At 57.3% G+C, this 22,614-nt stretch carries 25 protein-coding genes; 9 read left to right on the plus strand and 16 right to left on the minus strand.

Features of this window, described 5'->3' with window-relative positions:
* Positions 1 to 70 precede the first annotated feature (70 nt).
* Positions 71 to 352, plus strand: coding sequence for a DUF1294 domain-containing protein (locus AC2FLG_RS14830; RefSeq protein ID WP_496702681.1), 282 nt, complete (start codon positions 71 to 73; stop codon positions 350 to 352).
* A 39-nt stretch (positions 353 to 391) separates the two neighbouring features.
* Here AC2FLG_RS14830 and AC2FLG_RS14835 read toward each other — a convergent pair whose 3' ends face one another.
* The 3 genes from AC2FLG_RS14835 to AC2FLG_RS14845 all read right to left on the minus strand — a co-directional run bounded on the left by AC2FLG_RS14835 (position 392) and on the right by AC2FLG_RS14845 (position 2,687).
* Complete coding sequence (locus AC2FLG_RS14835; protein WP_496706788.1) at positions 392 to 916, minus strand: GNAT family N-acetyltransferase; 525 nt, start codon at positions 914 to 916, stop codon at positions 392 to 394.
* Positions 917 to 973: 57 nt separating this feature from the next.
* Positions 974 to 1,441 carry a GAF domain-containing protein gene (locus AC2FLG_RS14840; RefSeq protein WP_496706790.1) on the minus strand — a complete coding sequence of 156 codons (468 nt, stop codon included), beginning with the start codon at positions 1,439 to 1,441 and terminating at the stop codon, positions 974 to 976.
* 73 nt (positions 1,442 to 1,514) lie between these two features.
* Positions 1,515 to 2,687: a thiolase family protein gene (locus tag AC2FLG_RS14845; protein ID WP_496706791.1), complete on the minus strand. Its 1,173-nt coding sequence runs from the start codon at positions 2,685 to 2,687 to the stop codon at positions 1,515 to 1,517.
* 100 nt (positions 2,688 to 2,787) lie between these two features.
* On the opposite strand from AC2FLG_RS14845, the gene AC2FLG_RS14850 reads away from it, so the two are divergent.
* The 3 genes from AC2FLG_RS14850 (at position 2,788) to AC2FLG_RS14860 (ending at position 5,389) form a co-directional block, all read left to right on the plus strand.
* Positions 2,788 to 3,126 (plus strand): STAS domain-containing protein, encoded by a 339-nt coding sequence (locus tag AC2FLG_RS14850; protein ID WP_496706793.1) that lies wholly within the window; start codon positions 2,788 to 2,790, stop codon positions 3,124 to 3,126.
* A gap of 32 nt (positions 3,127 to 3,158) precedes the next feature.
* A complete protein-coding gene (locus AC2FLG_RS14855) occupies positions 3,159 to 3,599 on the plus strand; it encodes an ATP-binding protein (protein WP_496694160.1) in 441 nt (146 codons plus the stop codon).
* A gap of 212 nt (positions 3,600 to 3,811) precedes the next feature.
* Complete coding sequence (locus tag AC2FLG_RS14860; RefSeq protein ID WP_496706795.1) at positions 3,812 to 5,389, plus strand: gamma-glutamyltransferase family protein; 1,578 nt, start codon at positions 3,812 to 3,814, stop codon at positions 5,387 to 5,389.
* Positions 5,390 to 5,423: 34 nt separating this feature from the next.
* Here AC2FLG_RS14860 and hspQ read toward each other — a convergent pair whose 3' ends face one another.
* Complete coding sequence (gene hspQ / locus AC2FLG_RS14865) at positions 5,424 to 5,750, minus strand: heat shock protein HspQ (RefSeq protein WP_142637073.1); 327 nt, start codon at positions 5,748 to 5,750, stop codon at positions 5,424 to 5,426.
* A gap of 80 nt (positions 5,751 to 5,830) precedes the next feature.
* Between hspQ and AC2FLG_RS14870 the strand changes: the two genes are divergently transcribed.
* Positions 5,831 to 6,712 carry an AEC family transporter gene (locus AC2FLG_RS14870; RefSeq protein WP_496706796.1) on the plus strand — a complete coding sequence of 294 codons (882 nt, stop codon included), beginning with the start codon at positions 5,831 to 5,833 and terminating at the stop codon, positions 6,710 to 6,712.
* Positions 6,713 to 6,772: 60 nt separating this feature from the next.
* Entirely contained in the window at positions 6,773 to 7,354 is a 582-nt protein-coding gene (locus AC2FLG_RS14875) for a transglycosylase SLT domain-containing protein (protein WP_282021966.1), read from the plus strand.
* 12 nt (positions 7,355 to 7,366) lie between these two features.
* Here AC2FLG_RS14875 and AC2FLG_RS14880 read toward each other — a convergent pair whose 3' ends face one another.
* The 4 genes from AC2FLG_RS14880 to AC2FLG_RS14895 form a co-directional block, all read right to left on the minus strand.
* A complete protein-coding gene (locus AC2FLG_RS14880; RefSeq protein ID WP_496706798.1) occupies positions 7,367 to 7,963 on the minus strand; it encodes a LolA family protein in 597 nt (198 codons plus the stop codon).
* 39 nt (positions 7,964 to 8,002) lie between these two features.
* Positions 8,003 to 10,891 carry a DNA translocase FtsK gene (locus AC2FLG_RS14885; RefSeq protein ID WP_496706800.1) on the minus strand — a complete coding sequence of 963 codons (2,889 nt, stop codon included), beginning with the start codon at positions 10,889 to 10,891 and terminating at the stop codon, positions 8,003 to 8,005.
* A 14-nt stretch (positions 10,892 to 10,905) separates the two neighbouring features.
* On the minus strand, positions 10,906 to 12,087 hold the full coding sequence (locus AC2FLG_RS14890; RefSeq protein ID WP_496706802.1) for an aminotransferase class I/II-fold pyridoxal phosphate-dependent enzyme: 1,182 nt from the start codon (positions 12,085 to 12,087) through the stop codon (positions 10,906 to 10,908).
* A gap of 107 nt (positions 12,088 to 12,194) precedes the next feature.
* On the minus strand, positions 12,195 to 13,523 hold the full coding sequence (locus AC2FLG_RS14895; RefSeq protein ID WP_496706804.1) for an amidase: 1,329 nt from the start codon (positions 13,521 to 13,523) through the stop codon (positions 12,195 to 12,197).
* A 53-nt stretch (positions 13,524 to 13,576) separates the two neighbouring features.
* Here AC2FLG_RS14895 and AC2FLG_RS14900 point away from each other — a divergent pair, with 53 nt between their 5' ends.
* Entirely contained in the window at positions 13,577 to 14,839 is a 1,263-nt protein-coding gene (locus AC2FLG_RS14900) for an FAD-dependent monooxygenase (RefSeq protein WP_496706806.1), read from the plus strand.
* Here AC2FLG_RS14900 and AC2FLG_RS14905 read toward each other — a convergent pair.
* From AC2FLG_RS14905 to AC2FLG_RS14930, 6 genes are all read right to left on the minus strand, one after another.
* Complete coding sequence (locus AC2FLG_RS14905) at positions 14,836 to 15,021, minus strand: Trm112 family protein (protein ID WP_142637084.1); 186 nt, start codon at positions 15,019 to 15,021, stop codon at positions 14,836 to 14,838. The genes AC2FLG_RS14900 and AC2FLG_RS14905 overlap by 4 nt on opposite strands.
* Positions 15,018 to 15,659: an LON peptidase substrate-binding domain-containing protein gene (locus AC2FLG_RS14910; RefSeq protein WP_142637086.1), complete on the minus strand. Its 642-nt coding sequence runs from the start codon at positions 15,657 to 15,659 to the stop codon at positions 15,018 to 15,020. Before AC2FLG_RS14910 ends, AC2FLG_RS14905 begins: the two co-directional genes overlap by 4 nt.
* Positions 15,660 to 15,686: 27 nt before the next feature.
* The gene (trxA, locus tag AC2FLG_RS14915) at positions 15,687 to 16,601 is read right to left on the minus strand and encodes a thioredoxin (RefSeq protein ID WP_496706808.1); all 915 of its coding nucleotides are present in this window, start codon (positions 16,599 to 16,601) and stop codon (positions 15,687 to 15,689) included.
* A 75-nt stretch (positions 16,602 to 16,676) separates the two neighbouring features.
* On the minus strand, positions 16,677 to 17,465 hold the full coding sequence (locus AC2FLG_RS14920) for an exodeoxyribonuclease III (RefSeq protein WP_496689926.1): 789 nt from the start codon (positions 17,463 to 17,465) through the stop codon (positions 16,677 to 16,679).
* A 71-nt stretch (positions 17,466 to 17,536) separates the two neighbouring features.
* On the minus strand, positions 17,537 to 17,929 hold the full coding sequence (locus tag AC2FLG_RS14925; protein ID WP_271949675.1) for a GFA family protein: 393 nt from the start codon (positions 17,927 to 17,929) through the stop codon (positions 17,537 to 17,539).
* A gap of 228 nt (positions 17,930 to 18,157) precedes the next feature.
* On the minus strand, positions 18,158 to 18,844 hold the full coding sequence (locus AC2FLG_RS14930) for a response regulator transcription factor (protein WP_142637092.1): 687 nt from the start codon (positions 18,842 to 18,844) through the stop codon (positions 18,158 to 18,160).
* Between the two features lie 163 nt (positions 18,845 to 19,007).
* Between AC2FLG_RS14930 and ribA the strand changes: the two genes are divergently transcribed.
* Entirely contained in the window at positions 19,008 to 20,102 is a 1,095-nt protein-coding gene (gene ribA, locus AC2FLG_RS14935; RefSeq protein WP_496706810.1) for a GTP cyclohydrolase II, read from the plus strand.
* Complete coding sequence (locus AC2FLG_RS14940) at positions 20,099 to 20,599, plus strand: L,D-transpeptidase family protein (RefSeq protein ID WP_496706812.1); 501 nt, start codon at positions 20,099 to 20,101, stop codon at positions 20,597 to 20,599. Before ribA ends, AC2FLG_RS14940 begins: the two co-directional genes overlap by 4 nt.
* Here the strand turns inward: AC2FLG_RS14940 and AC2FLG_RS14945 are convergent.
* Together AC2FLG_RS14945 and AC2FLG_RS14950 are read right to left on the minus strand one after the other, a co-directional pair.
* A complete protein-coding gene (locus AC2FLG_RS14945) occupies positions 20,583 to 21,242 on the minus strand; it encodes a YggS family pyridoxal phosphate-dependent enzyme (RefSeq protein WP_496706814.1) in 660 nt (219 codons plus the stop codon). The genes AC2FLG_RS14940 and AC2FLG_RS14945 overlap by 17 nt on opposite strands.
* 102 nt (positions 21,243 to 21,344) lie before the next feature.
* Complete coding sequence (locus AC2FLG_RS14950; RefSeq protein WP_496692521.1) at positions 21,345 to 22,382, minus strand: porin; 1,038 nt, start codon at positions 22,380 to 22,382, stop codon at positions 21,345 to 21,347.
* Between the last annotated feature and the right edge of the window lie 232 nt (positions 22,383 to 22,614).

A 22,614-nucleotide genomic window follows, 5' to 3' on the forward strand; every position in this document is an offset into this window, starting at 1 on the left:
CCGCGAATCGGTGAAAATTCCAAGCATTTTTTCACTTGGGAAAATCGACGCATTTAGCTATCCGTCAGCTATGTGGATTGCGGTTATATACCTGTGGGTCATCAACGGCCTGACTTTGTTGGCCTTTGGCTGGGACAAACTGCGCGCCAGACGCAGAAAAAGCCGGGTTTCGGAACGCAGGCTATTGTGGCTGGCTGCACTGGGCGGCAGTCCCGGTGCCCTGGTCGGGCGTTGGATTTTCAATCACAAGTCCCGAAAAGGCCGGTTTTCCCTGTCGCTGTTTGCGATCTTTGCGACTCAGGTCGGGCTGGCATATTTCCTAATCACGGAAATTCTGCCTGACATTCTGTAGTTGGCTTGATCCGCAGGCCACGTAAGATCCCGATGGGATCTAGGAAATGTCGCAGACATACATATCGGTATCGTCGGTGGAGTGACCTGAGGATCGCGTGAACCCCGATTTCTGTAGCACACGAGCAGAGGCGGGATTGCTGTGCTCGACCCCGGCCAAAACCCGAATGGCGCGACCCGTGCCGCAGGCCGGGATAAAGCCGGACACAAGTTCGGTTGCATAGCCACAGCCCCAGGCTCGTTCGGCAAACAGATATCCAAGGTGGATGGTTGGTGCGGCCTGATCTTCGGGTTCTGAGGCCAGTATCAGCAGTCCGATCAGCTGATTATTTTGCCTTAACCGAACAAGAAGAACATCGCTTTCGGTCTTGCGAGCCGCGATCCAGTCGGTCATCCCGCTGGGCGCTTCTTCGACCTGCATCGAAGGCGGCAGGGGCTCAAGAACCGCTGGCGTCAGGACGGTTGCCAACTCGGCAGTCAACGCTGAAAGGCGATCAGCTTCAGAGACTTCCACTTGCCAGTGGAACACGGCAAGCCGCTCTGTGGTGAATTGGTCCGGGATCATGCCTTGGCCAGTCGCAATTAGTGTCCATTCCAGTCTAACAGACGGACCGATTTTGCATCAGGCCCCTCTTAACTCGCCCGAAAACGCCTTTGACAATATTGCAGACAGCTTTTCTGCGTCCTCATCCGTGAACGCATCCGGCTGGTCACTGTCGATGTCAAAAACCGCGATGACCTCGCCCGATGCATTGCGCACCGGAAGCACCAGTTCGGACTGCGTAGACGAGGCGCAGGCGATGTGACCTGGAAACGCATGCACATCCGCCACCAACTGTACCTTTCCGGTCCGCGCCGCGGCACCACAGACACCGCGCCCGAAGGGAATAACCAGACACCCGTGACCACCCTGATAGGGGCCTATTTTCAAAATGCCCGGATCTGTTACGCGATAGAACCCCGTCCAGTCAAACCGATCATCGGCGTGATGAACTTCACAGGCGATTGTCGCCATCAGAGCAACTTGATCTGTCTCGCCTGCGGTTAGGGCGACGATTGTCTTGGTCAGCGTATCGTAATCAATGGTCATGGGGGGCGGGTCCGGTCAGTGATCTTGTAAACAGGTTCTACAGCACCGGACCTATGGTGGAATCGGCCCCGCGTCAAACGCGCTCAATCGCGATTGCAGTGCCCTCTCCACCACCGATGCAGATCGCCGCCACGCCGCGTTTCAGATCCCGCTTTTCCAACGCGTTCAGCAGGGTGACCATGATACGCGCCCCCGAAGCGCCGATAGGATGACCCAGGGCGCATGCACCACCATTCACATTTACCTTGTCACGCGTCAGACCCATCTCATGCATGAATGCCATCGGCACCACAGCAAAGGCTTCGTTTACCTCCCACAGATCCACATCATCATTGGACCAGCCGATTTTGGCCAAAAGCTTTTGCGCAGCGGGAACTGGCGCAGTCGTGAATAATCCCGGAGCCTGCGCATGGCTGGAATGACCCAGAATGCGCGCCCGAACCGTGAGACCTTGCGCTTCGGCGGCTTCAGTTGACGCCAGAACCAGAGCTGCCGCCCCATCAGAGATCGACGACGCGTTGGCCGCCGTCACTGTTCCACCCTTGCGAAAAGCCGGTTTCAGCGAAGGTATCTTTTCCGGGCGGGCGGTTTTCGGCTGCTCGTCCGCGGACTGCGTGACCTCGCCTTTCCTTGTGCGGACGGTTACCGGAGTGATTTCACCGTCGAACGCGCCGCTGTCCTGCGCGGCCAGCGCGTTGGATAGGGACTGCAGGGCGTATTCGTCCTGCGCTTCGCGGGTGAACTGGAACGCCTCGGCACAGTCTTCGGCGAAAGTGCCCATCAGACGACCTTTGTCGTAGGCGTCCTCCAGCCCGTCCAGAAACATGTGGTCGACGACCTGAGCGTGCCCCAAGCGCGCACCCTCACGCATTTTGGGCAACAGGTAGGGCGCGTTCGTCATACTCTCCATCCCGCCTGCGATCATTGTGTTGGCATGGCCCAATGCGATCTGATCGAAGGCCATCATCGCAGCCTTCATCCCTGATCCGCACATCTTGTTGAGCGTCGTGGCCGGGACCTCTTGGCCCAAACCGGCTGCAAACCCAGCCTGACGTGCAGGGGCCTGACCCTGACCGGCTGGCAGAACGCAGCCCATCAGCACTTCGTCAACCGTTTCAGCACCGGCACCCTGCAGCGCGGCCCGGATCGCGGCTCCACCCAGATCGGCGGCAGAAACACCATCGAACATTCCTTGAAATCCACCCATCGGGGTACGTGCTGCTCCGGCGATTACAACTTGCTTCATCTGGGCGCTCCTAAATTCTTGTCGTTCAATGGATACCGAATGGTAAGAATTCCCGTCTAGCGTATTTCTACGAGCGATTTCAGTTAAAGGACCGTCACGTATGGGCCTGTCCAGTACTACGACCAAAAATATTCAAATAATTACTGTACAATCCAACCGGATTGATGCCGCAATGGCCATTCAGTTCAAAGAAAACATGCGCACGGAAACCGAAGGTGGGGCTGTGCGTGTGGTTCTGGATCTCAGCGGTGTCGAATTCATTGACTCCAGTGGTTTGGGCGCCATTGTCGCCGCCATGAAACAACTCGGGGCTGAACGGCGCCTGGATCTGGCAGGTCTTCAGCCTTTTGTGGAAAAGGTGTTTCGTCTTACCCGCATGGACACAGTGTTCAAGCTTTACCCAACGATGGATGACGCACTGTCCGGTGCGCCGGATTGAACACAAGGAGAAACTGAACAGGCGCTAGGCTAATGTGTAACGGCATCAGTTTCGATTTGAGCTTCGCTGCGACCGAGGTCGAAGCAAGTTCTGGCATTGCCAAGTTGAGCCAGGCACTGTCGTCTAAAGGGCTGCCTGCACACAAAGCGGCTGATGTCAGAATTGCCCTGGCCGAAGCCATTAACAATGTCGTTGAACACGCCTATGCCGGAACCACGCCCGCCAGCGTAAAGGTACACTGCCGCCTGCATCAGAACTGGTTGGAAATCCTCATCTCGGATACCGGCAATCCCCTTCCTGGCTTTCGCGTACCAGAAGGTGCACCTGCACCTCTGGGGGAAAGACGTGAAGACCTGCCCGAGGGGGGATTTGGATGGTTTCTGATCCACCAACTGACCAGTGAAATCCGCTATGACCGTAGCGAAGGCTGCAACCGGTTGTCACTGCGATTCAGTTTTCTCGACCCGGATTAGGGCTATAAAACGTCACAATAAGGCCCTTTTCGAACCATTGTAGCGCCGCAAACAAAGATCAAAGTCTTAACTGTAGCTCAGATAGCTTCCCTCGGCATCGTATGTCACAGCCCCCACCCAGTGAACGATGCCGAGGAACTTCCCCTTTGATTTGACTGGACAATACCCGGACGCGCGATACCTTCTGCGCGATCACACGGGAAGGCAGCGCAATGCGGGATTTTCAGGCACCAGGCAGATCCGAAGTTTTTTCGACCGAAGGGATGTGCGCCACATCTCACCCGCTGGCAGCCCAAGCGGCCCTTGGCATTCTACAGCAAGGTGGCAACGCGATGGACGCAGCCATCACCGGGGCAGTGCTTTTGGGATTTTGCGAACCACAAATGACCGGCCTGGGCGGAGATTGCTTTGTTCTGTACAACCGCGCCGGAGAAGATGAGGTTCGGGCCCTCAACGGCTCTGGCCGGGCACCGGCAGCAGCCAACGCTGGCAGCTTGCGCGATAAGGGACTGACTGCAGTTCCACTCAATACACCGGATGCGGTCACCATTCCCGGCGCGGTCGAGGCGTTCTGCCAGCTGGCCGAAACCGAGGGCAAACTAGGGCTGGACGCCATCCTGCAACCCGCCATCCGCTATGCAGACCAGGGCGTGCCGGTCGCCCCACGTGTGGCTTTTGATTGGGGCCCGGGTGCTAACACGTTGCAGGGGGCAGCCAGGAACCACTATCTGCTGAAAGGAGACGTTCCAAAGACCGGAGACATGTTCCGGTCCGCCGGGCAGGCAGAAGTGCTGCGCAGAATCGCCAAATACGGACGAAAGGCGTTTTACGCGGGCGAGGTCGCAGAAGATATTATCTCGACCCTGACGGCCATGGGCGGGGTACACACAGCAGAAGATCTGGACGCGACCGCCGCCACACCTACAGTTCCGGTCGCAGGGCACTATCGTGGCTTGGACCTGCTGGAACATCCGCCCAATGGCCAAGGTGCAACCGCCCTTTTGCTGCTGAATATCCTCAAGAACTTTGACCTCGGATCCATGGATCCGCTATCCGCAGAGCGTCTGCATATCGAGGCCGAAGCCTCAAAACTCGCCTACGATGCCCGCAACAGGTTCATCGCCGATCCGGATCATACGACACACGCAGACAGGTTTTGGGACCAGACAACAGCCGATCGGCTGGCAGAGCTTATCAATCCAAACCATGCCATGCCCGCTGCTGCCCCACTGACCGAAGCCATCCACAAGGACACGGTTTATATCACGGTGGTCGACAGGGACAGGATGGCGGTATCGCTGATCTATTCGATCTTTCATAGCTTTGGATCCGGTATCGCTTCTGAGAAATTCGGCATTCTGCTGCAAAACCGTGGGTCTGGATTTACGTTGCAATCAGGCCATCCGAACGAGTTCGGCGGCGGCAAACGTCCGATGCACACAATCATTCCCGGCATGTTGAAACAGAAAGGCAAAATCCTGATGCCCTTCGGTGTGATGGGTGGCGCCTTTCAGCCCACAGGGCATGCAAAGCTGGTCTCGCTACTAACCGACGATGAGTTTGCGCTGCAGCAGGCCATAGACACACCGCGCGCCTTTGCAGACGGACCTGTCTTGAAACTGGAACGCGGAATTCCGCGTAATGTTGCGCAACAATTATCTGAAATCGGCCACAAAGTTTTGATTTCAGAAACACCTCTTGGCGGGGCTCAAGCGATCCGAATCCAGAAGAGCGGCGTTTTGCAAGGCGCAAGCGATCCACGAAAAGATGGGTGCGCGCTTGGTTATTGACAGTATGGGCCCGGCTTCACCCACGCTTCCAATTTTAGTTCAAATGGAAATGCAACGGATATGCGCCGTTTTCAAACGGACCAAACATATCAGGGATATCCGGATGCTCGACCGGTTCTCCGGACTGGTCAGCAATCAGATTTTGTTCAGAAACATAAGCAACATAGAAGGATTGGTCATTTTCCGCCAACAGATGATAAAACGGCTGATCCTTGATCGGCCTGCTGTCTTCGGGAATGGCCTGATACCATTCTTCGGTATTTGAAAACTCTGGGTCCACGTCAAAAATCACCCCTCGGAAGGGATGTTTTTTGTGGCGGACGACTTGGCCCAGCCGGTACTTTGCTTGTGTCTTTAGCATCACGTTTGCCCCCAAAGGTCTTACTACCCGTTTCCTCATAGGAATGCCAATCATTGATCTAAAATAATGGGAAACAGTCTGTGAACCTCTTACTGACAGTACTCGAAATCGTGGCCCCGGTCTTCCTCTTGGCGGGGATCGGGTTTGCCTGGGTCAAACTTGGCTTTGAATACGGGCTGCAATTTGTGACCCGCCTTGCGGTGACGCTCGCCGTGCCCAGCCTGATTTTCGTGGCCCTGATGCAAACCCAGATCCCGCCCGGAGAGCTGACCCGTTTCACTTTGGCCGCCATCACAGGCCATGTCGGGCTGGCGGTCGCATTTGGCGTATTTGTCCGGGCCAGCAAGCTGGAAAGGCGCACCTATCTGGCGCCGCTGATATTCGGCAACACGGGGAATCTGGGCCTGCCTCTGGCCATTTTCGCATTTGGGCAGGCAGGCTTGGGTTTCGCGGTGATATTTCTGGCCGTTACCGCCCTGTTTTCCTTTACTTACGGGATCTACCTGGTGGCGGGAAAAGGCGCTTTCGGCAAGGTAGCACGTGAACCCATGGTTTGGGCTACTCTGCTGGGGGCGCTGTTTCTGTGGCAGGGCTGGCAAACACCTGTCTTCGTGACCAATACGCTGGACCTGCTGGGACAGATGGCGATTCCGATGATGCTGATCACGCTTGGTGTTGCGATTGCGCGGCTGACCACCAGAAAGCTAGGGCAAGCGGTCTGGCTATCGGCGTTGAAACTGGTCGTGTGTTTTGCCCTGGCATGGGCAATCGCAAAAGGGTTTGATCTGGATAACGTCGCGTTCGGCGTTCTGGTGGTGCAGATGTGTACGCCGGTTGCCGTAACCTCATACCTGCTGGCCGAACGGTTCGAGGCGGATTCTGACGCGGTTGCGGGGCTGGTTATGGTCTCAACCCTGATGTCCGTCGGCGCTTTGCCTATAATTCTAGCTTTTGTTCTGTAGCGATTGTGATTTCCTAATCGCTCAATCTGCGCTAGAATGAAGAAAAAAGGCACGAGGCACATGAGCAGAATTCTTATCGTACTCTTCGGGGTGCTGCTTTTGGCATCCTGCGGGGGTGGTTCTAACCAGCCACCCAGCAAGCTGAATGATGCATGCAGCATTGCGCGTGAACGGCCCGAATATATCAAGGCGTTCAAAAGCACCGAGCGGAAATGGGGAATCCCCGTTCACGTTCAGATGGCAACGATCTATCAGGAAAGCCGGTATCGCCACGATGCGCGAACGCCCCATCAATATGTTCTGGGTGTGATTCCGATGGGCCGTCAGAGCAGCGCCTATGGCTTCAGCCAGGCGCTGGACGGGACATGGGATGAGTATCAGCGCGAAACCGGCAAACGCCGGGCCAAGCGGGACCGTATCCGCGACGCTTCGGATTTCATCGGCTGGTACATGAACAAAAGCTATGAGCGGAATGGCATCCAGCCAAGCGACACGCGCAATCAGTATCTGGCCTATCATGAAGGCCATACCGGTTATGCCCGCGGCAGCCATTACAGCAAGACGTGGTTGCTGAACGTGGCCAATGATGTGGATGCGCGCGCCCGGATGTACCAGGCGCAACTGTCAGGCTGTCGTTACTGAACAAACAGCGGGTCAGCGATTGCCTGACCCGCTTCTGTTCTTGTTCGAAAACAAGCTGCTGCTTAGATTTTTTTCGGTATCAAGCTGACCCAGCAGAACCGTTGTCTGTCCGCCTGCATTATCGTGGATCACCCATTTTCGCAGCTCAACCGGATCGCCGGTGAACATCAGCTCAATTCGACCGGAGTCAGGGTTTTTCGGGTCCTGTGCTGTCACGACAGTGGCCGTTCCGTCAAAGTCATGCCCAACCACCATATTAGCCTGACCCAGATCGACATTCCGTGCCAGAACCAGAGACAGAGGTGTTCGCTTTAACGGATACTGCTCGGGCGGTTGATTGGATTTCGGATCGAATATCTGAACGGTGCCAGCGCGCGCCAACACAACGGCGCTGTCTGGCGGGTCATATTCGAACCGCATCTTTCCAGGCCGTGCGATCCACAGCTTTCCTGTGCTCAGTGAGCCATCATCATTGACCTGTGTAAATGTCGTCTCGACAGTTTTCAGGCCATTGAGGTAATTCGATATCTGCGACAGCGGCAGCTTGTCCGCCGCCCAGGCGGCGGGTGCGGCCAGTGTCAGTGCAAGGGCAAAAGCAATCTGTTTCATAAGACCCAGATAAGCGCTCTGCCCTTGTTATTAAATATCCTATTGCTCTGGCACCAGGATTTCGCGTTTTCCGACGTGATTTGCCGATGAAACAATGCCTTCGTCCTCCATCTGCTCAACCAGACGCGCAGCTTTGTTATAGCCAATGGCAAGTTTCCGCTGGATATACGAGGTCGAGCATTTGCGATCCTTGATCACAATCGCCACGGCCTGATCGTACAGGGCGTCTTCGCCATTGGTGTTGCCCCCGGTGTTCAAACCCAGAACAGCGTCGATATTATCAGCCTTTTCCTCCGTCGGTCCATCGACCACACCGCTCATATAATCCGGCGGGCCGAATTGCTTCAGATGGTTGACGATTTCCTCGACCTCTTCATCCGAGACAAACGGACCGTGGCAACGGGTGATCTTCGCGCCACCCGCCATATACAGCATGTCACCCTGACCCAGCAGTTGTTCGGCGCCCATTTCACCAAGAATGGTGCGGCTATCGATCTTTGACGTCACCTGGAAGGAAATCCGGGTCGGAAAGTTCGCCTTGATCGTGCCGGTAATCACATCGACCGAGGGGCGCTGCGTGGCCATGATCAGGTGGATACCCGAGGCCCGAGCCATCTGCGCCAGACGTTGGATGCAGGCCTCGATCTCTTTGCCCGCGACCATCATCAGGTCGGCCATCTCGTCGACAATAACAACGATATAGGGCATCGACTCGGGTGCGAATTCCTCGGTCTCGAACATCGGTTCACCCGTTTCGTCGTCAAAACCGGTCTGGACCGTGCGGCTGAACATCTCGCCCTTGGACAGCGCGTCTTTCACCCGGCCATTATAGCCCGCGATGTTACGCACGCCCATCTTGGACATCTTGCGATAGCGATCCTCCATCTCTCCCACGACCCATTTCAAGGCGACAACCGCCTTCTTCGGGTCTGTCACGACCGGAGAAAGCAGATGCGGGATGCCGTCATAGACCGACAATTCCAGCATCTTGGGGTCGATCATGATCAGGCGGCATTCATCCGGCGTCAGCTTATACAGCAACGACAGGATCATCGTGTTGATCGCCACCGATTTACCGGAACCGGTGGTTCCCGCGATCAGCAGGTGGGGCATCTTGGCCAGGTTGGCCACAACGGATTCACCGCCGATATCCTTGCCCAGCGCCAAAGGCAGCGCCTGATTGCCGTCTCCGAAGTCACGGCTCGAAAGGATTTCGCGCAGCACCACCATTTCACGGTTTTCATTGGGCAGTTCGATCCCGATGACCGAGCGGCCCGGCAGGGTCGAAACCCGCGCCGACAGGGCCGACATCGAGCGGGCAATGTCATCCGACAGACCAATAACGCGGCTGGCTTTCAAACCCGGAGCCGGCTCAAGTTCGTACATGGTGACAACTGGACCGGGGCGGACGCTGACGATCTCACCTTTGACGCCATAGTCATCCAGCACATTTTCCAACATCCGCGCATTCTCTTCCAGGGCCTCATCGCTCAGGTGATGGCGCTGAATGCTGGAGGGGTTGGACAGCAGGCCCAGCGGAGGCAGTTCGAAATCGGAGTGCTTTTCCTCGAACGACAACGCGGGCTGCGCCTCGGCCTGGGCCCGGCGCGAGGGCGTCGGGGTGCGGCGCACGGGTTGCGCAACCACAGGCTTGCGCGGCTCGGCCACGGGGATTTTCATCGCTGGGCGGGCTTGCGGCATCTCATCGGCGTCATCCTCGAAAACGGCCTCGTCATCGAAATCTGGCTCGGGCGCAAAATCCTGATGCAGCGGTTCCTGCCATTCTGTTTCAGGCTTCGCTGACAGCATCGGTTCGGGCGGCAGCCCGGTTGATGTCACTGGCGGCTCGGGCGGCAGATCGTCCGCAGGCCCTGCGTTCAGGATCAACGGGTCGGGTCCACGGCCCCGCCCTTTGGTCAGCGGCAGGTCGGGATCGGGCTCAGGAGCCATCTCTCCGACTGCAACCTTACGATTGCGCACGGCGGCAGAAATCTTTGAACGGATACGATCCTCGCCCGGCATTTCCTCGTAACCCGCGACAGGTTCACGGTCGATCAGCTCGGGTTCGGGCATGGGGTCCGGGCGACGGATCAGATCAGGAATGCGCGACAGAAGGCCGGTCTTTATCGGTTCGGGCGCTTCCAGAAGTGGCTCGTTGAAAACAGGGTCCGTAAAGGCAATCTCGTCGTCGAACACGGCCCCTTCGGCGCGGGCCGTCTTGCGTTCGTCCCATTGGGCACGACGTTCGCGCGCAGCCTCCGCTGTTGCGGCAGCCCCACGACCCAGCAGATTCATCAGTATGTCATAGGACATGACCAATCCCAGCAGGAAGGCGCGGAACCCCTTGCGCACGTCGTCCTTGGTGAAACCAAGAACAAACACGCCCAGCGTCAGCATCCCAATAGCCATCGCCAGAGACATCAGCTTGACAATAAAATGCGAGGATATAGGCAACAAGGTCAGGAAGGCACCCATGACCGTATCCCCAAACAATCCACCCAGCCCAAAACTATGCGTTACGCGCCAAGCCTCACCCGGCACCAATGTCGCCGCATAGACCGAGACAATGGCGATCCAGATCGGTGCAAATATCAGGCGGGCGACGGCACGATCTTCACCGAAATGTCCGGCAAAACGCACACCCCAGCCGATCAACACCAACGCGATGCTCCAACTGCCCCAACCGACAATCATGAACAATGGCGCCGCGATCGAGGCACCAACACGCCCCATCCAGTTCTGCACTGGTGCATCCGTCGACACCATCCAGTTCGGGTCATCCGGTGTGTAGGACCAGATCATTGCCGCCGAAGCCAACCCAAGTAGGATCAGGGCGATGCCGATCAACTCTTTGCTGCGCCTTTCGATGGCGGCCTGAGTCGTGCTGTCCAGCAATGGATCGCGGTTGCGCGCGTTATATGATGCCATTTTGCCCTCGTACCTCACGAATAGATGCAGTCGCGGAGCGTGATCAGCCCCTGCCGCATCTCTGTTTTTGGGGCCACCATAGCGACCCGGATAAATTGCTCGCCCGGGTTTTGCCCCGGATCACCTTGAGAAAGATATGCCCCCGGCAGCACCCGAACTCCGGTCTGCTGCCACAGTTTCAATGCGGTTTCCTCGCCATTCTCGACCGGCAGCCACAGAAAGAACCCTGCCTCGGGCGGCATATAGCCCTGGATGCCTGCAAACACCTGGTCTGCGATGGCGTATTTTTCCTGATAGAGCGCGCGATTCTCGTCCACATGCGCCTCATCGGCCCAGAGCCTTGCGGCGGCGGCCTGCAACGGCAGCGGCAATGGCGCGCCTGCATAATTGCGTAACTGCTTGACCCGCTTGATCGTTTCCGGCCCGCCTGCAATCAGACCTGACCGCAGCCCGGCCACATTCGACCGCTTTGACAGCGAGTTGAACAGCGTGACCCGTTCGGGATCAGCGCCCAGTTCCTTTGCGACCGTCAAAACACCCGTTGGCGCTGTGTCGCGGTAAATCTCGGAATAGCATTCATCGGCGAAGATGCGGAAATCATATGTCTCGGCCAGCCGGATCAGCTCGGCCCAATATTCGCGCGTGGCCACTGCGCCCTGCGGGTTGGCGGGGGAGCAGATATAGGCGGCGACGGTGCGGTTCAGCACATCGGCGGGCAATCCCGCATAGTCCGGCAGATGATCTGTGGCCGCCGTGGCCGGGACAAAAACCGGATCAGCCCCGACCGAGATCGAGGCAACCATATAGACCTGATAGAACGGGTTCGGGCACAGAACGACCGGTTTTTGTCCGTATTTCTGTTCGGGGCACAGCGCCATGGCGGCGTTATACAACCCTTCGCGCGTCCCGTTCAGGGCCATAACCTGCGTGTCCGGATCCATCGTGACGCCATAACGGCGTGCAATCCAGTCAGTGATCGCACCGCGCAGCTCGGCCGAGCCCTCATTCGGCGGATATCCCTGAAAACCGGCAGCATTTTCCGCAATCACGTCGCTGACCCAGGCCGGAAAAGCGTGCATCGGCGCACCAATGGTCATGTGAATCACTTCACCGCCCGGTTGGTGATGATCCAACAGGGTGCGCAGGCGCGGGAATGCGTATTCCGGAAGGTTCGAAAACCGCTCGGGGAAATTCATAACTACTGCCTCAATATCGGGATCATTTCGCCCCGTTTTCAAGCAGGTTACAGGCCGGGCGGGGCTTCGTCCAGACAAAGCGGTGCCGAATCAGGGGATTGTGGCATTCAGGCCAATGCGGCCTCGGCCGCGGAACCAAGCCGCAAAAGCGCCTCTTCGGACCCCGGATAACCCATCATCATCAGCCCGCAGCCCGGTTTTCCGGTCGGCAAGGTCAGCGCTGCCAGCCCCATGAGGTTGCCGATCCGGGTGTTCCGCAAAGCCAGCAGGTTTTCGGTGACGTAATAGTCATGATCGCTCATCAGCCGTTCAAGATTGGGCGGCAGGATCGGTGCAGTTGGGGCCAAAACGGCGTCAAACCCGGCAGTGGCCACGTCCCATGCACCGCGACACGCCTTCAGCCTTGAGCAGGCTGCAACATAATCGGGGCCCGAAGCATTTCGTCCAGCACGGAACCGTTCGAGTATTTCGGGATACATCACATCTGGGTTGGCCTCGATCACATCGCGCCACAGGCCATAGGCTTCGGTGGGGTAAAGAACCCCCGACAGCCCCATCGCGTCGGCTAGTTCAGGGACCTCAAGAGGCAGGATATCTGCACCGGCCTCACGCAACCGATCCAGGGCATCCTCGTAAGCGACACGCGGTTCTGCGCGCAAATCATCCTTGGCGACAGTCTGTAAATCCGCAAAACGACGCCCCTCTAGATTGGCTCCGCGCAAATCAGCGGGCGTACCGCCCTCCAGCATGGCCAGCATATGGGTCGCATCCTCGACCGAGCGGGCCAGCGGTCCAACGGTATCAAACCGCAGGCACAACGGGACTGTACCCTCCAGGCTGACCCGCCCGGCAGTGGTTTTCAGCCCGACCAGATTGTTCCAGGCTGACGGTATCCGCACTGACCCACCGGTATCCGAGCCGATCGCGCAAGCTGCCAACCCCCAAGCCACGGAAGCCGCAGCCCCCGAGGATGAACCGCCGGGAACCGCATCCTCATCATCTATGCAGGGCGGTGTTCCGGTGATCGGGTTCAGGCCCAGACCCGAGAAAGCCAGCTCGCTCATATGGGTTTTGCCAAGGCATACAGCGCCCATGGCACTGGCATTTCGCAGCACGACTGCATCAGTTTTAGGAACCCGGTCTTTCAGCAGTGCCGTTCCTGCCTCGGTGGCAGTCCCGGCAGTATCGAACAGGTCTTTCCAACTGATCGGCACCCCATCCAACAATGATCGGCGCAATCCCAGCTTGGCCCGTTCCTGCGCCGCCTCAGCCTCGGCTCGGGCGCGCGCTTCGGTCACGCGGGCATAGATTCGGTCGCGATGCGGGTGGGCTGCTATCGCAGTCAGAAAGGTCTCTGTCAGTTCAACCGGGTCAATCTGGCCCATGCCAATGCCCCGACCCAGATCACAAGCCGTCATCGACAACCAATCCTGCATCACTGCCCCCTTCGATTTCTGCATTCCCAGCGACGGTAGCGACAGGACCGCACATGGACAATCCCGAATGGGCGCGCATAGTGCGCAGCATGGAACAGAGCTCGGATATCCTGATCGTCGGCGGCGGCCTGAATGGCCCTGCTTTGGCTTTGGCACTGGCACAAACAGGGCACAGAGTTACCGTCATTGACGCGCTGGCCGAAAAGGTTCGCAAAAATGCGGCTTTTGACGGCAGAGCCTATGCGTTGGCCCTGGCCTCGCAGCGCCTGCTAGAGGCGATTGGGGTTTGGACACGGGTTGCCAAACACGCGCAGCCAATGCTCGAAATCAAGGTCACCGATGGCCATGCAGGCGCTGGCCCGTCGCCGTTTTTCATGCATTTCGACCATGCCGAGATCGAAGAAGGTCCGATGGGCTTTATGGTCGAAGACCGCCACCTGCGCCGTGCCTTTCTGGACGCGATGGCCGCGGAAAAGGCCATTACCCAGATCAGCGGCAAGACGGTAGTGTCACAGCAGACCTCGGGAACAGGCGTCAGCCTGACATTGGATGATGGCGTGGTCGTCAAGGGTGCGCTGCTGATCGGATGCGATGGGCGTCGCAGCGGCACAGCGGAACGTGCCGGGATCAAACGCACAGGATGGGATTACGGGCAGACCGCGCTGGTCTGCGCCATCGAACATGACTTGCCGCATCACGGCATCGCGCATCAGTTCTTCATGCCACCCGGCCCTTTGGCCATTCTGCCTCTGACCGGCAATCGCAGCTCTATCGTCTGGAGCGAGCGAACAGAAATGGCCAAGCGCATCAACGCCCTGCCCGAGGAGGACTATCTGCAGGTCCTGCGCCCCAGATTCGGCGATTTCCTGGGCGAAATCCGTCTGGCCGGAGATCGGTTTACCTATCCGCTGAACCTGACCATCGCCAACTCTTTCATCGGAGAACGGATGGCGCTGGTCGGAGACGCAGCCCATGGAATGCACCCGATTGCAGGCCAGGGCCTGAATGCGGGCCTGCGCGACGTGGGCGCCCTGGCCGAGGTACTGACCCTGGCCGGACGGCGCGGGGAAGATATTGGTTCGCCACTGGTTTTGGAGCGTTTTCAGGAATGGCGACGGTTTGATACCGCGTCTTTGGCGATGGCGACGGATGTGTTCAACAAACTGTTTTCCAACGACAATCCTCTACTACGGATCGGACGGGATATCGGGATGGGCGTCGTCGGGTCACTACCCGGCCTGCGTCGCGGTTTCGTGCGCGAGGCCGCCGGCCTGACTGGGGACCTGCCAAAACTACTGCAGGGTCGGGCGATCTAGTCCAGCTCGCGCGCCTCATCCACCAACATGACGGGAATGCCATTGCGGATCGGAAAGGCCAAACCCGCCGCTTTTGACACCAGTTCCTGCTTTTCAGCGTCATAATGCAGCGTTGTATGCGTCTTCGGACAAATTAGCGCCTCAAGCATGTGGCGGTCAAAAGCGTGTTCAACGGTGGTCATTGTAGTGTTTCCTCATTCGCTCCGCCGCGCATGGCGAATTCAATCAGTGTCACCAAAGTCTCGCGCCGGGTGCGCAAACAGGGAGCCTCTAGCAAGGCTTGTTTTTCTTCCGGATCAAAATCCAGCAACATCGACAGCGAATTCACAAGCAGTTCATCATTCGCGTCTTTCAACATATCCCAATCAGCCGACAACTTTCGCGACGAAAAGAACTTTTCCAACAGCTTCAAAAGCCCCACGCGATCAAAACCCTCGTCGTGCTCGACCTTGCCAAGATCACGGTCAAACCCGCGCCAGGTCACGTTACAACGGCGGTATGGGGTAAATGCATCCAACTCGGCCTGAATACGGAACCGGGAGATGCCAGTCAGAGTGATCAGATAGCGGCCGTCTTCAGTTTCGGAAAACTGCGTCACCCGCCCTGCGCAGCCAATTTGGTGCAGCTTGTTTTCGTTGCTTTGACAGGGATTCGGTTGAACCAACCCGATCAACCGTTCCTGGGTTTTCAAAGCGTCGTCCAGCATCTGCAGATAGCGCGGCTCAAATATATGCAGCGGCAAGCGCGATCGGGGCAGCAACAGCGCCCCGGGCAAAGGGAAAACGGATACCGTTTCCGGCAGATCAGCGGGATGCATCATGTACCCGAGTGTAGCTCTGATCCAGAATTAGGCAAATATCATCGAGCTGAGCTTGCGCCGCCCGTTCAGAACAATCGGATCATTAGGTTTGAGCGCATCAAATATCGTGAACAGCTGAGACTTGGCCGCGCCTTCGTTCCATTCACGGTCACGGCGGAACATTTCCAGCAGCTGCGCCACCGCCTCTTCAACCTCGCCATTGGCATGCAGGGCCTGCGCCAGATCGAACCGTGCCTGATGATTGTCAGGATCGGCCTCAACCGCTGCGGTCAATTCGGCCACCGGGCCGGCATCTGCCGCTTGCTTGGCCAGTTCCAACTGTGCGTTTGCCGCTTCAAGCTCTGGCGATGTGGAAATCTCCGCCGGGGCACCGTTCAAAATTGCCTCGGCCTGCTCCAAATCGCCAGTGGCGATATGTGCGCGTACCAGCCCGCCATAGGCAGCGGCATGGTTGGGATCTTCGCCCAGAATGGCGGCAAAGGTCTGTGCAGCATCCGCCGCGGCACCTTCAGTCAACATTTCTTCGGCAGCCTCGACAGCATCGTCCAGTTGACCACCCGGGCTTTCGCCGCCTGTCGCCTCGATCACGCGATCGACAAATGCTTTGATCTCGGATCCGGGCACTGCGCCCTGAAATCCGTCGATCGGTTGGCCTTTGTGAAAGGCATACACGGTCGGGATAGACTGAACGCGCATCTGTGAGGCTATCATCTGCGCCTCGTCCACATTGACTTTGACCATCTTGACCGCACCCTTGGCGGCGGTCACAGCCTCTTCCAACAGCGGGCCAAGCGTTTTGCACGGGCCGCACCACGGCGCCCAGAAATCAACGATGACCGGCACGTCCTGCGAGGCTTCGACCACATCCGCCATGAAAGTGGCTTCGGTCCCGTCCTTGATCAGATCGGTGGCGGGGGTGTCTGCGCCGTTCAGAAGGTCCATGGCTGTCACTCTTTCGATTAAACTTGCGCTCTATATGCAGTCGCTTGACCCGGAAACCAAGGGCAGAGTTTCACGTCAGACGTCAAAGGTCGCAAAGACCGGGGCGTGATCACTGGGCTTTTCCCACCCGCGCGCGTTGCGCAGAACGCGGCTGGAATGGCCTGCATTCGAGATATCCGGGGTCGCCCAGACGTGATCCAGCCGCCGCCCCTTGTCGGCCACGTCCCAATCCCGCGCGCGATAGGACCACCAGCTATAAAGCTGCCCTTCGGGGATGTCCTGCCGGGTGACATCGACCCAACCGCCTGCGTCCTGCGTTTCGGCCAAAGCCTCGACCTCGACCGGTGTATGCGAAACGACCTTGAGCAACTGTTTGTGCGACCAGACATCATCCTCACGCGGGGCGATATTCAGATCACCAACAAGAATGGATTTTTCCGGCTTTTCCGCGTGGAACCAGTCACGCATATCGGTCAGGTAATCCAGCTTCTGGCCAAATTTCTCATTCACCTCACGATCCGGCACATCACCGCCCGCAGGGACATAGAAATTGTGAATCGTCACGCCGTTTTCCAGCCGCCCCGCGATATGGCGCGCATGACCGAGATCTGCGAAATCCTTGTCGCCCGCCTCGACCATTGGCAGGCGAGACAGGATCGCAACGCCGTTGTAGCCCTTTTGCCCGCGCGCAACTATGTGAGTGTAACCCAGTTCGGCAAACCCTTCGGTGGGGATCTTGTCCACCGGAGACTTGCATTCCTGCAGGCACAGAACATCCGGCGCCTCTTCGCGCAACAATTTCAGCACGATAGGCTCGCGCAGGCGGACCGAGTTGATGTTCCATGTGGCAAGAGTAAAAGGCATAGGGAATTCCTCTGTCGCGGTTGGCGCACCCTAACGCGGTGCTTTCACAGGTACCATCGTAAAAGAAATTATCAGGACGGATGCCCTGAGGATTGGGGCGCATCATCGCAAATCTCGTACCAATGCGGTTTCTCAGATACGGATTCGTGAAACTGGACTTTCAGATCAAACGGAGTGTCCAGCGCATTGGCCGCAATCGGAAAACTGTCCGCATCAGCCAGAATTTCACCAAGCGACGTCCCACAGGTATCGCAGAAACACCTGCCATATTTATAGGGCGGTTCAGGCTGGTAAGTGACAACTCGGTCCTTACCGTCCAGCCAAACAACATCATCTTTCTTGACGAAGACAACAGTGCTTGCACCTGCCTTCCGACAACGCGAACAATGGCATGTTCCCATAACCGAAGGTTCACTGGTAAGTTGGAATTTTACGGCGCCACACAGGCAACTTCCATGAATCACTTTCGCCTCCAATTTTGCACTCCAGAAATAGAACATTACATGAACATACACTTTGTCGCAATCCGCTAGGAGCCGCAAAACATTTTGCAGCACAAACAAAAAAGGCCGGGCCATCAGGCCCGGCAGTCCAACAGGGAGGTACATGTCATTACCCGGACATGTACGGGTTGGGAGTAACTTAAAGATGTCTACAGGGTATCACTTTGATCCAAGTCAATCCACATCAAGTTACGATACCAAGCGATATCCACCCGATTCTGTGACCAAAAGGCGCGCGTTGGATGGATCGGGCTCGATCTTCTGACGCAGGCGATAGATATGAGTTTCCAGCGTATGTGTGGTGACACCGGCATTATAGCCCCAGACCTCATGCAGCAGAATATCACGGGCGACGACACCGTCGGCGGACCGGTACAGGAACTTGAGGATATTGGTTTCCTTCTCGGTCAGGCGAATCTTGCGGTCTTCGTCGGTGATCAGCATCTTCATCGCCGGCTTGAACGTATAAGGCCCGAGCACAAATACCGCGTCTTCTGATTGTTCATGCTGGCGAAGCTGCGCACGGATACGAGCCAGAAGGACCGGAAACTTGAACGGCTTGGGAACATAGTCATTGGCACCAGCATCCAGACCCAGGATGGTGTCCGCGTCACTGTCATGACCGGTCAGCATCAGGATCGGGCTTTTCACACCTTGCTTGCGCATCAGGCGGCACAGCTCGCGCCCATCCGTGTCGGGCAAGCCAACATCCAGAATGACCAGATCGTAAATCGCCTCGCGAGCCCGCTCCATGGCTGATGCCCCGTCCGATGCTTCGAATACATCAAAATCCTCGGTCATCACGAGCTGTTCGCTCAACGCTTCGCGCAGATCCTCATCATCATCCACTAGCAGGATTTTCTTTAGCTGTGCCATATCCGGTCCTCCTAAGCCCTTTTCCACCACTTGCGCGCGAAAGATGCAATCAACAAGGTTTGCTGCAACCGTTTCACGCCCTCGTGTCTCAGGATGAGGAATTGTTTCACATTTCCTTTTGATCAGGCTACATGAAGGGCTGATCGTTACAGGGTAACAATAGATGAGTCTTATCCCGGATATCTCGGAACTGCTTGCTCGGGCACGGGCTGACCTGCGCATGGGCTTGCCGGTCGCCCTGACGGATGACACCGGCTTTAGCGTACTGGCCATTGCGTCGGAAACGCTGAGCGCACAGCGGCTTGCCGACTTGCAAGGTCTGGGTGGCGATCCTGTTGTCGCAGTGACTGTCCGACGGGCCGAGACATTAAAGGCACGGGCCTATGACGGTGACCTGGCGCGCGTGATCGTTCCGGCAGATGCCGATGTTGCCTGGGTGCAGGCGGTGGCCGATCCCTCGGACGATCTGAACGCGCCTATGAAAGGCCCACTGATGACAGAGCGTCAGGGCAACGCCAATCTGCATCGCATTGCCATTGCTTTGACCAAGTCAGCCCACCTTCTGCCAGCGGCAATCGTTGTTCCTGTCCAAGACGGCCGAAACTTCGCTACTGCACATGGCCTGACATGTATAGACCATACCCGCGCCGCGCCACATCTGTCGGATCGAAGCATTTTGAACGAGGTCGTGGCCGCCCGACTGCCGATGGAGGTATCCGAAGCCGGGCGCCTGCACGTTTTTCGCCCTGAAGATGGCGGCGAGGAACATTACGCAATAGAGATCGGCCGCCCCGACCGCAGCAAACCGGTATTGGCTCGGCTGCATTCGGCCTGCTTCACCGGTGATCTGATGGGCAGCTTGAAATGTGATTGCGGGCCACAACTGCGTGGGGCCCTGGCCCAGATGGGGTCTGAAGGGGCAGGAGTACTTCTGTATCTGAATCAGGAAGGCCGCGGGATTGGCTTGGCCAACAAGATGCGCGCCTATTTCCTGCAGGATCAAGGGTTCGATACAGTCGAGGCCAATCACCGTCTCGGGTTCGAGGATGACGAGCGCGATTTCCGTCTGGGCTCGGACATCCTGAAATTGCTCGGCTTCAGTTCTGTAAGGCTGTTGACCAACAACCCCGCCAAGATCGCGATGATGGAGAAGACCGGCATCGCCGTCACCGAGCGCGTCCCGCTGAAAGTCGGCGAAACTGCCCATAACCGCGACTATCTGGCCACCAAAGCAGCCAAGTCGGGACATTTGCTGTGACACCCGCAGATCTGGTTCTAACCCGCCGCGGCGTTCGTTTTCGCGGCGGGTATTTTCCATGTTCGATCGGGAAAGGTGGGTTAAGCAACAGCAAGCGTGAGGGGGACGGCGCCACGCCGACCGGCTGTCTCAACATCGTTGGTATGCTGTACCGGCCCGACCGGCTCGCAAGACCGTCGCCTTGGGCCATCCCAATCGGTCCTCAGGACCTCTGGTCAGATGATGTGCAAGACACGCAGTACAATCATATGGTCAGCGCACCTTATCCTTTCAGCCACGAAAAACTCCGCCGCGCGGACCCGCTTTACGATCTGGTTCTGATCACTGACTGGAACTGGCCCAATGCGGTGGCCGGGCGCGGTTCAGCAATTTTCCTGCATCAATGGCGACGGCCTGGTTTTCCTACAGAAGGCTGCGTTGCCTTTCGGCGCGACCATCTGCGGTGGATCGCACATCGAATCGAGCCGGGCACGCGGCTGATTATCCCTCAGGCTTAACTCGTTCGCCGAAAATGGCCGAGCCGACGCGCACATGGGTCGCGCCAAGTGCAATGGCCTGCTCGAAATCGCTGCTCATCCCCATGGATAGCCCTTTCAGACCATTGCGTTCAGCTATCTTGGCAAGCAAGGCGAAATGCAGAGATGGCTCTTCCTCGACAGGCGGAATGCACATCAGGCCCTGAATCGGAAGGTCGAGCCCGCGGCAATCGGCAATAAATGCGTCTGCCTCAGTGGGCAGAATTCCTGCCTTTTGATCCTCTTCACCGGTATTGACCTGAATGAACAGGTCCGGGCAAGTGCCGACCTCTTGCGCGAGCCGGGCCAGAGTATTGGCCAGTTTGGGGCGGTCAACAGAATGGATCGTGCTGAACAGATCCAACGCCTGACGGGCTTTGTTCGTTTGCAACGGCCCAATCAGATGTAAATCGACATCCGGGTACTGCAATTTGAATTCCGGCCATTTTCCGACGGCTTCTTGAACCCTGTTTTCACCGAAACAGCGATGCCCTAAAGCAAGCACTTCCGCTACACGCTCATTCGGCTGAACCTTTGACACGGCGATCAGCTTCACGGCCCCGGCGTCCCGCCCCGAGGCAGTTTCGGCTTTGGTTATCCGGGCAGATATTTCTTGCAGCGACATTTGGGTCCTCGATCAGTTATGGGCGAAGAAAAACACTATGTCGGACAAAAAGAAAAGGGCAGGTCCGAAGACCTGCCCTTAAACCTTGCGGCTCAGATCAACTTAGAAGTTGAACTGTGCACCAAAGTCGGCACGTGTGGTCGAGTCGTCGCAGACGTCACAGTCGCTGACACCTACACCACCGCGCAGCGATACACCGCCACCCAGGTCGTAGATGGCGCCGATGCCGTACTGCTGCGTGTCCGCATCAGCGTTACCGTCACCGTAGGCGAAGGTCAGAGTGGTCGCGGCGCCAACATTGTAGGCACCCGATACACCCCAAGCAGTGCCGTCGGTGGCGTCAACTTCGGTTTTATCGTCAGCAACAAACAGCGTACCCGAGAAGTCGCCGAATTCTGCACCCAGGGTGAAGACCAGCAGGCTTGGATCGTCGCCACCAGTGCCCGCGTCAGTTTGACCATAGGCCAGCGCTGCAGTGATGTTGTTGAAGGTGTAAGTCGCGCTTACGTCCCAACGATCCGCGTCGGTTGTGCTGCCACCACCGTTAAAGATAGTTGCTTGGTCGTACGACGCACCAAAGGCGAAATCACCAACTGCGTACTGGAAGAACACAGCGTTCGAACCCGAACCGGTCGACGAGTAACCCAGGAAGCTATAGTCAACGGCAGAATACTGACCGATGAAGTTTTCCAGGCCAGGCTCGTTACCGTAGTAGTTTGCCAAGTTGTCGAAAGAACCAGCAACGTTGCCGGCGTCAACACGCAGACCACCGTAGATGACCGAGAAGCGCGCGCCGTTCAGGCCAGCCGAGTTGGCTTCGCCGGTGGACGAGTCTTCGTCAGCCTGCAGACGTACACGAGCCGAGAACTCAACGCCGCCATCGGTTTCGGCTGTGCCGTCGATGTTCAAGCGGAAGCGCGAGACCAGGATTGCGTCGTCAGTGTCGTTCGCGAACACGTTAACGTTCTGAACAGTTGCACTACTTGCAGTAGTGGTGGTGGTAGTGGTGGTGGTGGTGGCCGCTGTGCGGTCCTCCTGATAACCAATACCAAAACGGCCGTAGCCGCTGAACTTAACTTCGGCCGCTGCAACACTTGCGGTTGCAATCAGTGCGGTCGATGCGAAGAGAACTTTTTTCATCTTGTTTCCCTCGGTTTCAAAAGTTTTTTAACTCGACACGTGCTTAGGCACATGTCTCAGCACGGGAACCGTTTCGCCCTTTTTGCCCCTGTCACGCAAGCTTGGCATAAAAACTGACGCGCATTGGCCTAGAATTGGTGCAAGGATGCCACAGTCTGATTTGCCCACTGAATCAACCCCGAAGCCTGCTCTGGATGTGACAAGATTAAGCTTGTTGACGAACCAGACCTTG

This window comes from Ruegeria sp. CDSA193 (assembly GCF_059611885.1).

What these genes read in the sequence shown, in the direction of transcription:
- AC2FLG_RS14900 (WP_496706806.1), top strand. Translation starts at nt 13,577, where the DNA reads ATGGACAATCCCGAATGGGCGCGCATAGTGCGCAGCATGGAACAGAGC.
- trxA (WP_496706808.1), bottom strand. Translation starts at nt 16,601, where the DNA reads ATGGACCTTCTGAACGGCGCAGACACCCCCGCCACCGATCTGATCAAG.
- AC2FLG_RS14880 (WP_496706798.1), bottom strand. Translation starts at nt 7,963, where the DNA reads ATGAAACAGATTGCTTTTGCCCTTGCACTGACACTGGCCGCACCCGCC.
- AC2FLG_RS14950 (WP_496692521.1), bottom strand. Translation starts at nt 22,382, where the DNA reads ATGAAAAAAGTTCTCTTCGCATCGACCGCACTGATTGCAACCGCAAGT.
- AC2FLG_RS14905 (WP_142637084.1), bottom strand. Translation starts at nt 15,021, where the DNA reads ATGACCACCGTTGAACACGCTTTTGACCGCCACATGCTTGAGGCGCTA.
- hspQ (WP_142637073.1), bottom strand. Translation starts at nt 5,750, where the DNA reads ATGCTAAAGACACAAGCAAAGTACCGGCTGGGCCAAGTCGTCCGCCAC.
- AC2FLG_RS14890 (WP_496706802.1), bottom strand. Translation starts at nt 12,087, where the DNA reads ATGAATTTCCCCGAGCGGTTTTCGAACCTTCCGGAATACGCATTCCCG.
- AC2FLG_RS14860 (WP_496706795.1), top strand. Translation starts at nt 3,812, where the DNA reads ATGCGGGATTTTCAGGCACCAGGCAGATCCGAAGTTTTTTCGACCGAA.
- AC2FLG_RS14845 (WP_496706791.1), bottom strand. Translation starts at nt 2,687, where the DNA reads ATGAAGCAAGTTGTAATCGCCGGAGCAGCACGTACCCCGATGGGTGGA.
- AC2FLG_RS14840 (WP_496706790.1), bottom strand. Translation starts at nt 1,441, where the DNA reads ATGACCATTGATTACGATACGCTGACCAAGACAATCGTCGCCCTAACC.
- AC2FLG_RS14830 (WP_496702681.1), top strand. Translation starts at nt 71, where the DNA reads ATGTGGATTGCGGTTATATACCTGTGGGTCATCAACGGCCTGACTTTG.
- ribA (WP_496706810.1), top strand. Translation starts at nt 19,008, where the DNA reads ATGAGTCTTATCCCGGATATCTCGGAACTGCTTGCTCGGGCACGGGCT.
- AC2FLG_RS14885 (WP_496706800.1), bottom strand. Translation starts at nt 10,891, where the DNA reads ATGGCATCATATAACGCGCGCAACCGCGATCCATTGCTGGACAGCACG.
- AC2FLG_RS14945 (WP_496706814.1), bottom strand. Translation starts at nt 21,242, where the DNA reads ATGTCGCTGCAAGAAATATCTGCCCGGATAACCAAAGCCGAAACTGCC.
- AC2FLG_RS14875 (WP_282021966.1), top strand. Translation starts at nt 6,773, where the DNA reads ATGAGCAGAATTCTTATCGTACTCTTCGGGGTGCTGCTTTTGGCATCC.
- AC2FLG_RS14855 (WP_496694160.1), top strand. Translation starts at nt 3,159, where the DNA reads ATGTGTAACGGCATCAGTTTCGATTTGAGCTTCGCTGCGACCGAGGTC.
- AC2FLG_RS14930 (WP_142637092.1), bottom strand. Translation starts at nt 18,844, where the DNA reads ATGGCACAGCTAAAGAAAATCCTGCTAGTGGATGATGATGAGGATCTG.
- AC2FLG_RS14835 (WP_496706788.1), bottom strand. Translation starts at nt 916, where the DNA reads ATGATCCCGGACCAATTCACCACAGAGCGGCTTGCCGTGTTCCACTGG.
- AC2FLG_RS14850 (WP_496706793.1), top strand. Translation starts at nt 2,788, where the DNA reads ATGGGCCTGTCCAGTACTACGACCAAAAATATTCAAATAATTACTGTA.
- AC2FLG_RS14910 (WP_142637086.1), bottom strand. Translation starts at nt 15,659, where the DNA reads ATGATGCATCCCGCTGATCTGCCGGAAACGGTATCCGTTTTCCCTTTG.
- AC2FLG_RS14895 (WP_496706804.1), bottom strand. Translation starts at nt 13,523, where the DNA reads ATGCAGGATTGGTTGTCGATGACGGCTTGTGATCTGGGTCGGGGCATT.
- AC2FLG_RS14920 (WP_496689926.1), bottom strand. Translation starts at nt 17,465, where the DNA reads ATGCCTTTTACTCTTGCCACATGGAACATCAACTCGGTCCGCCTGCGC.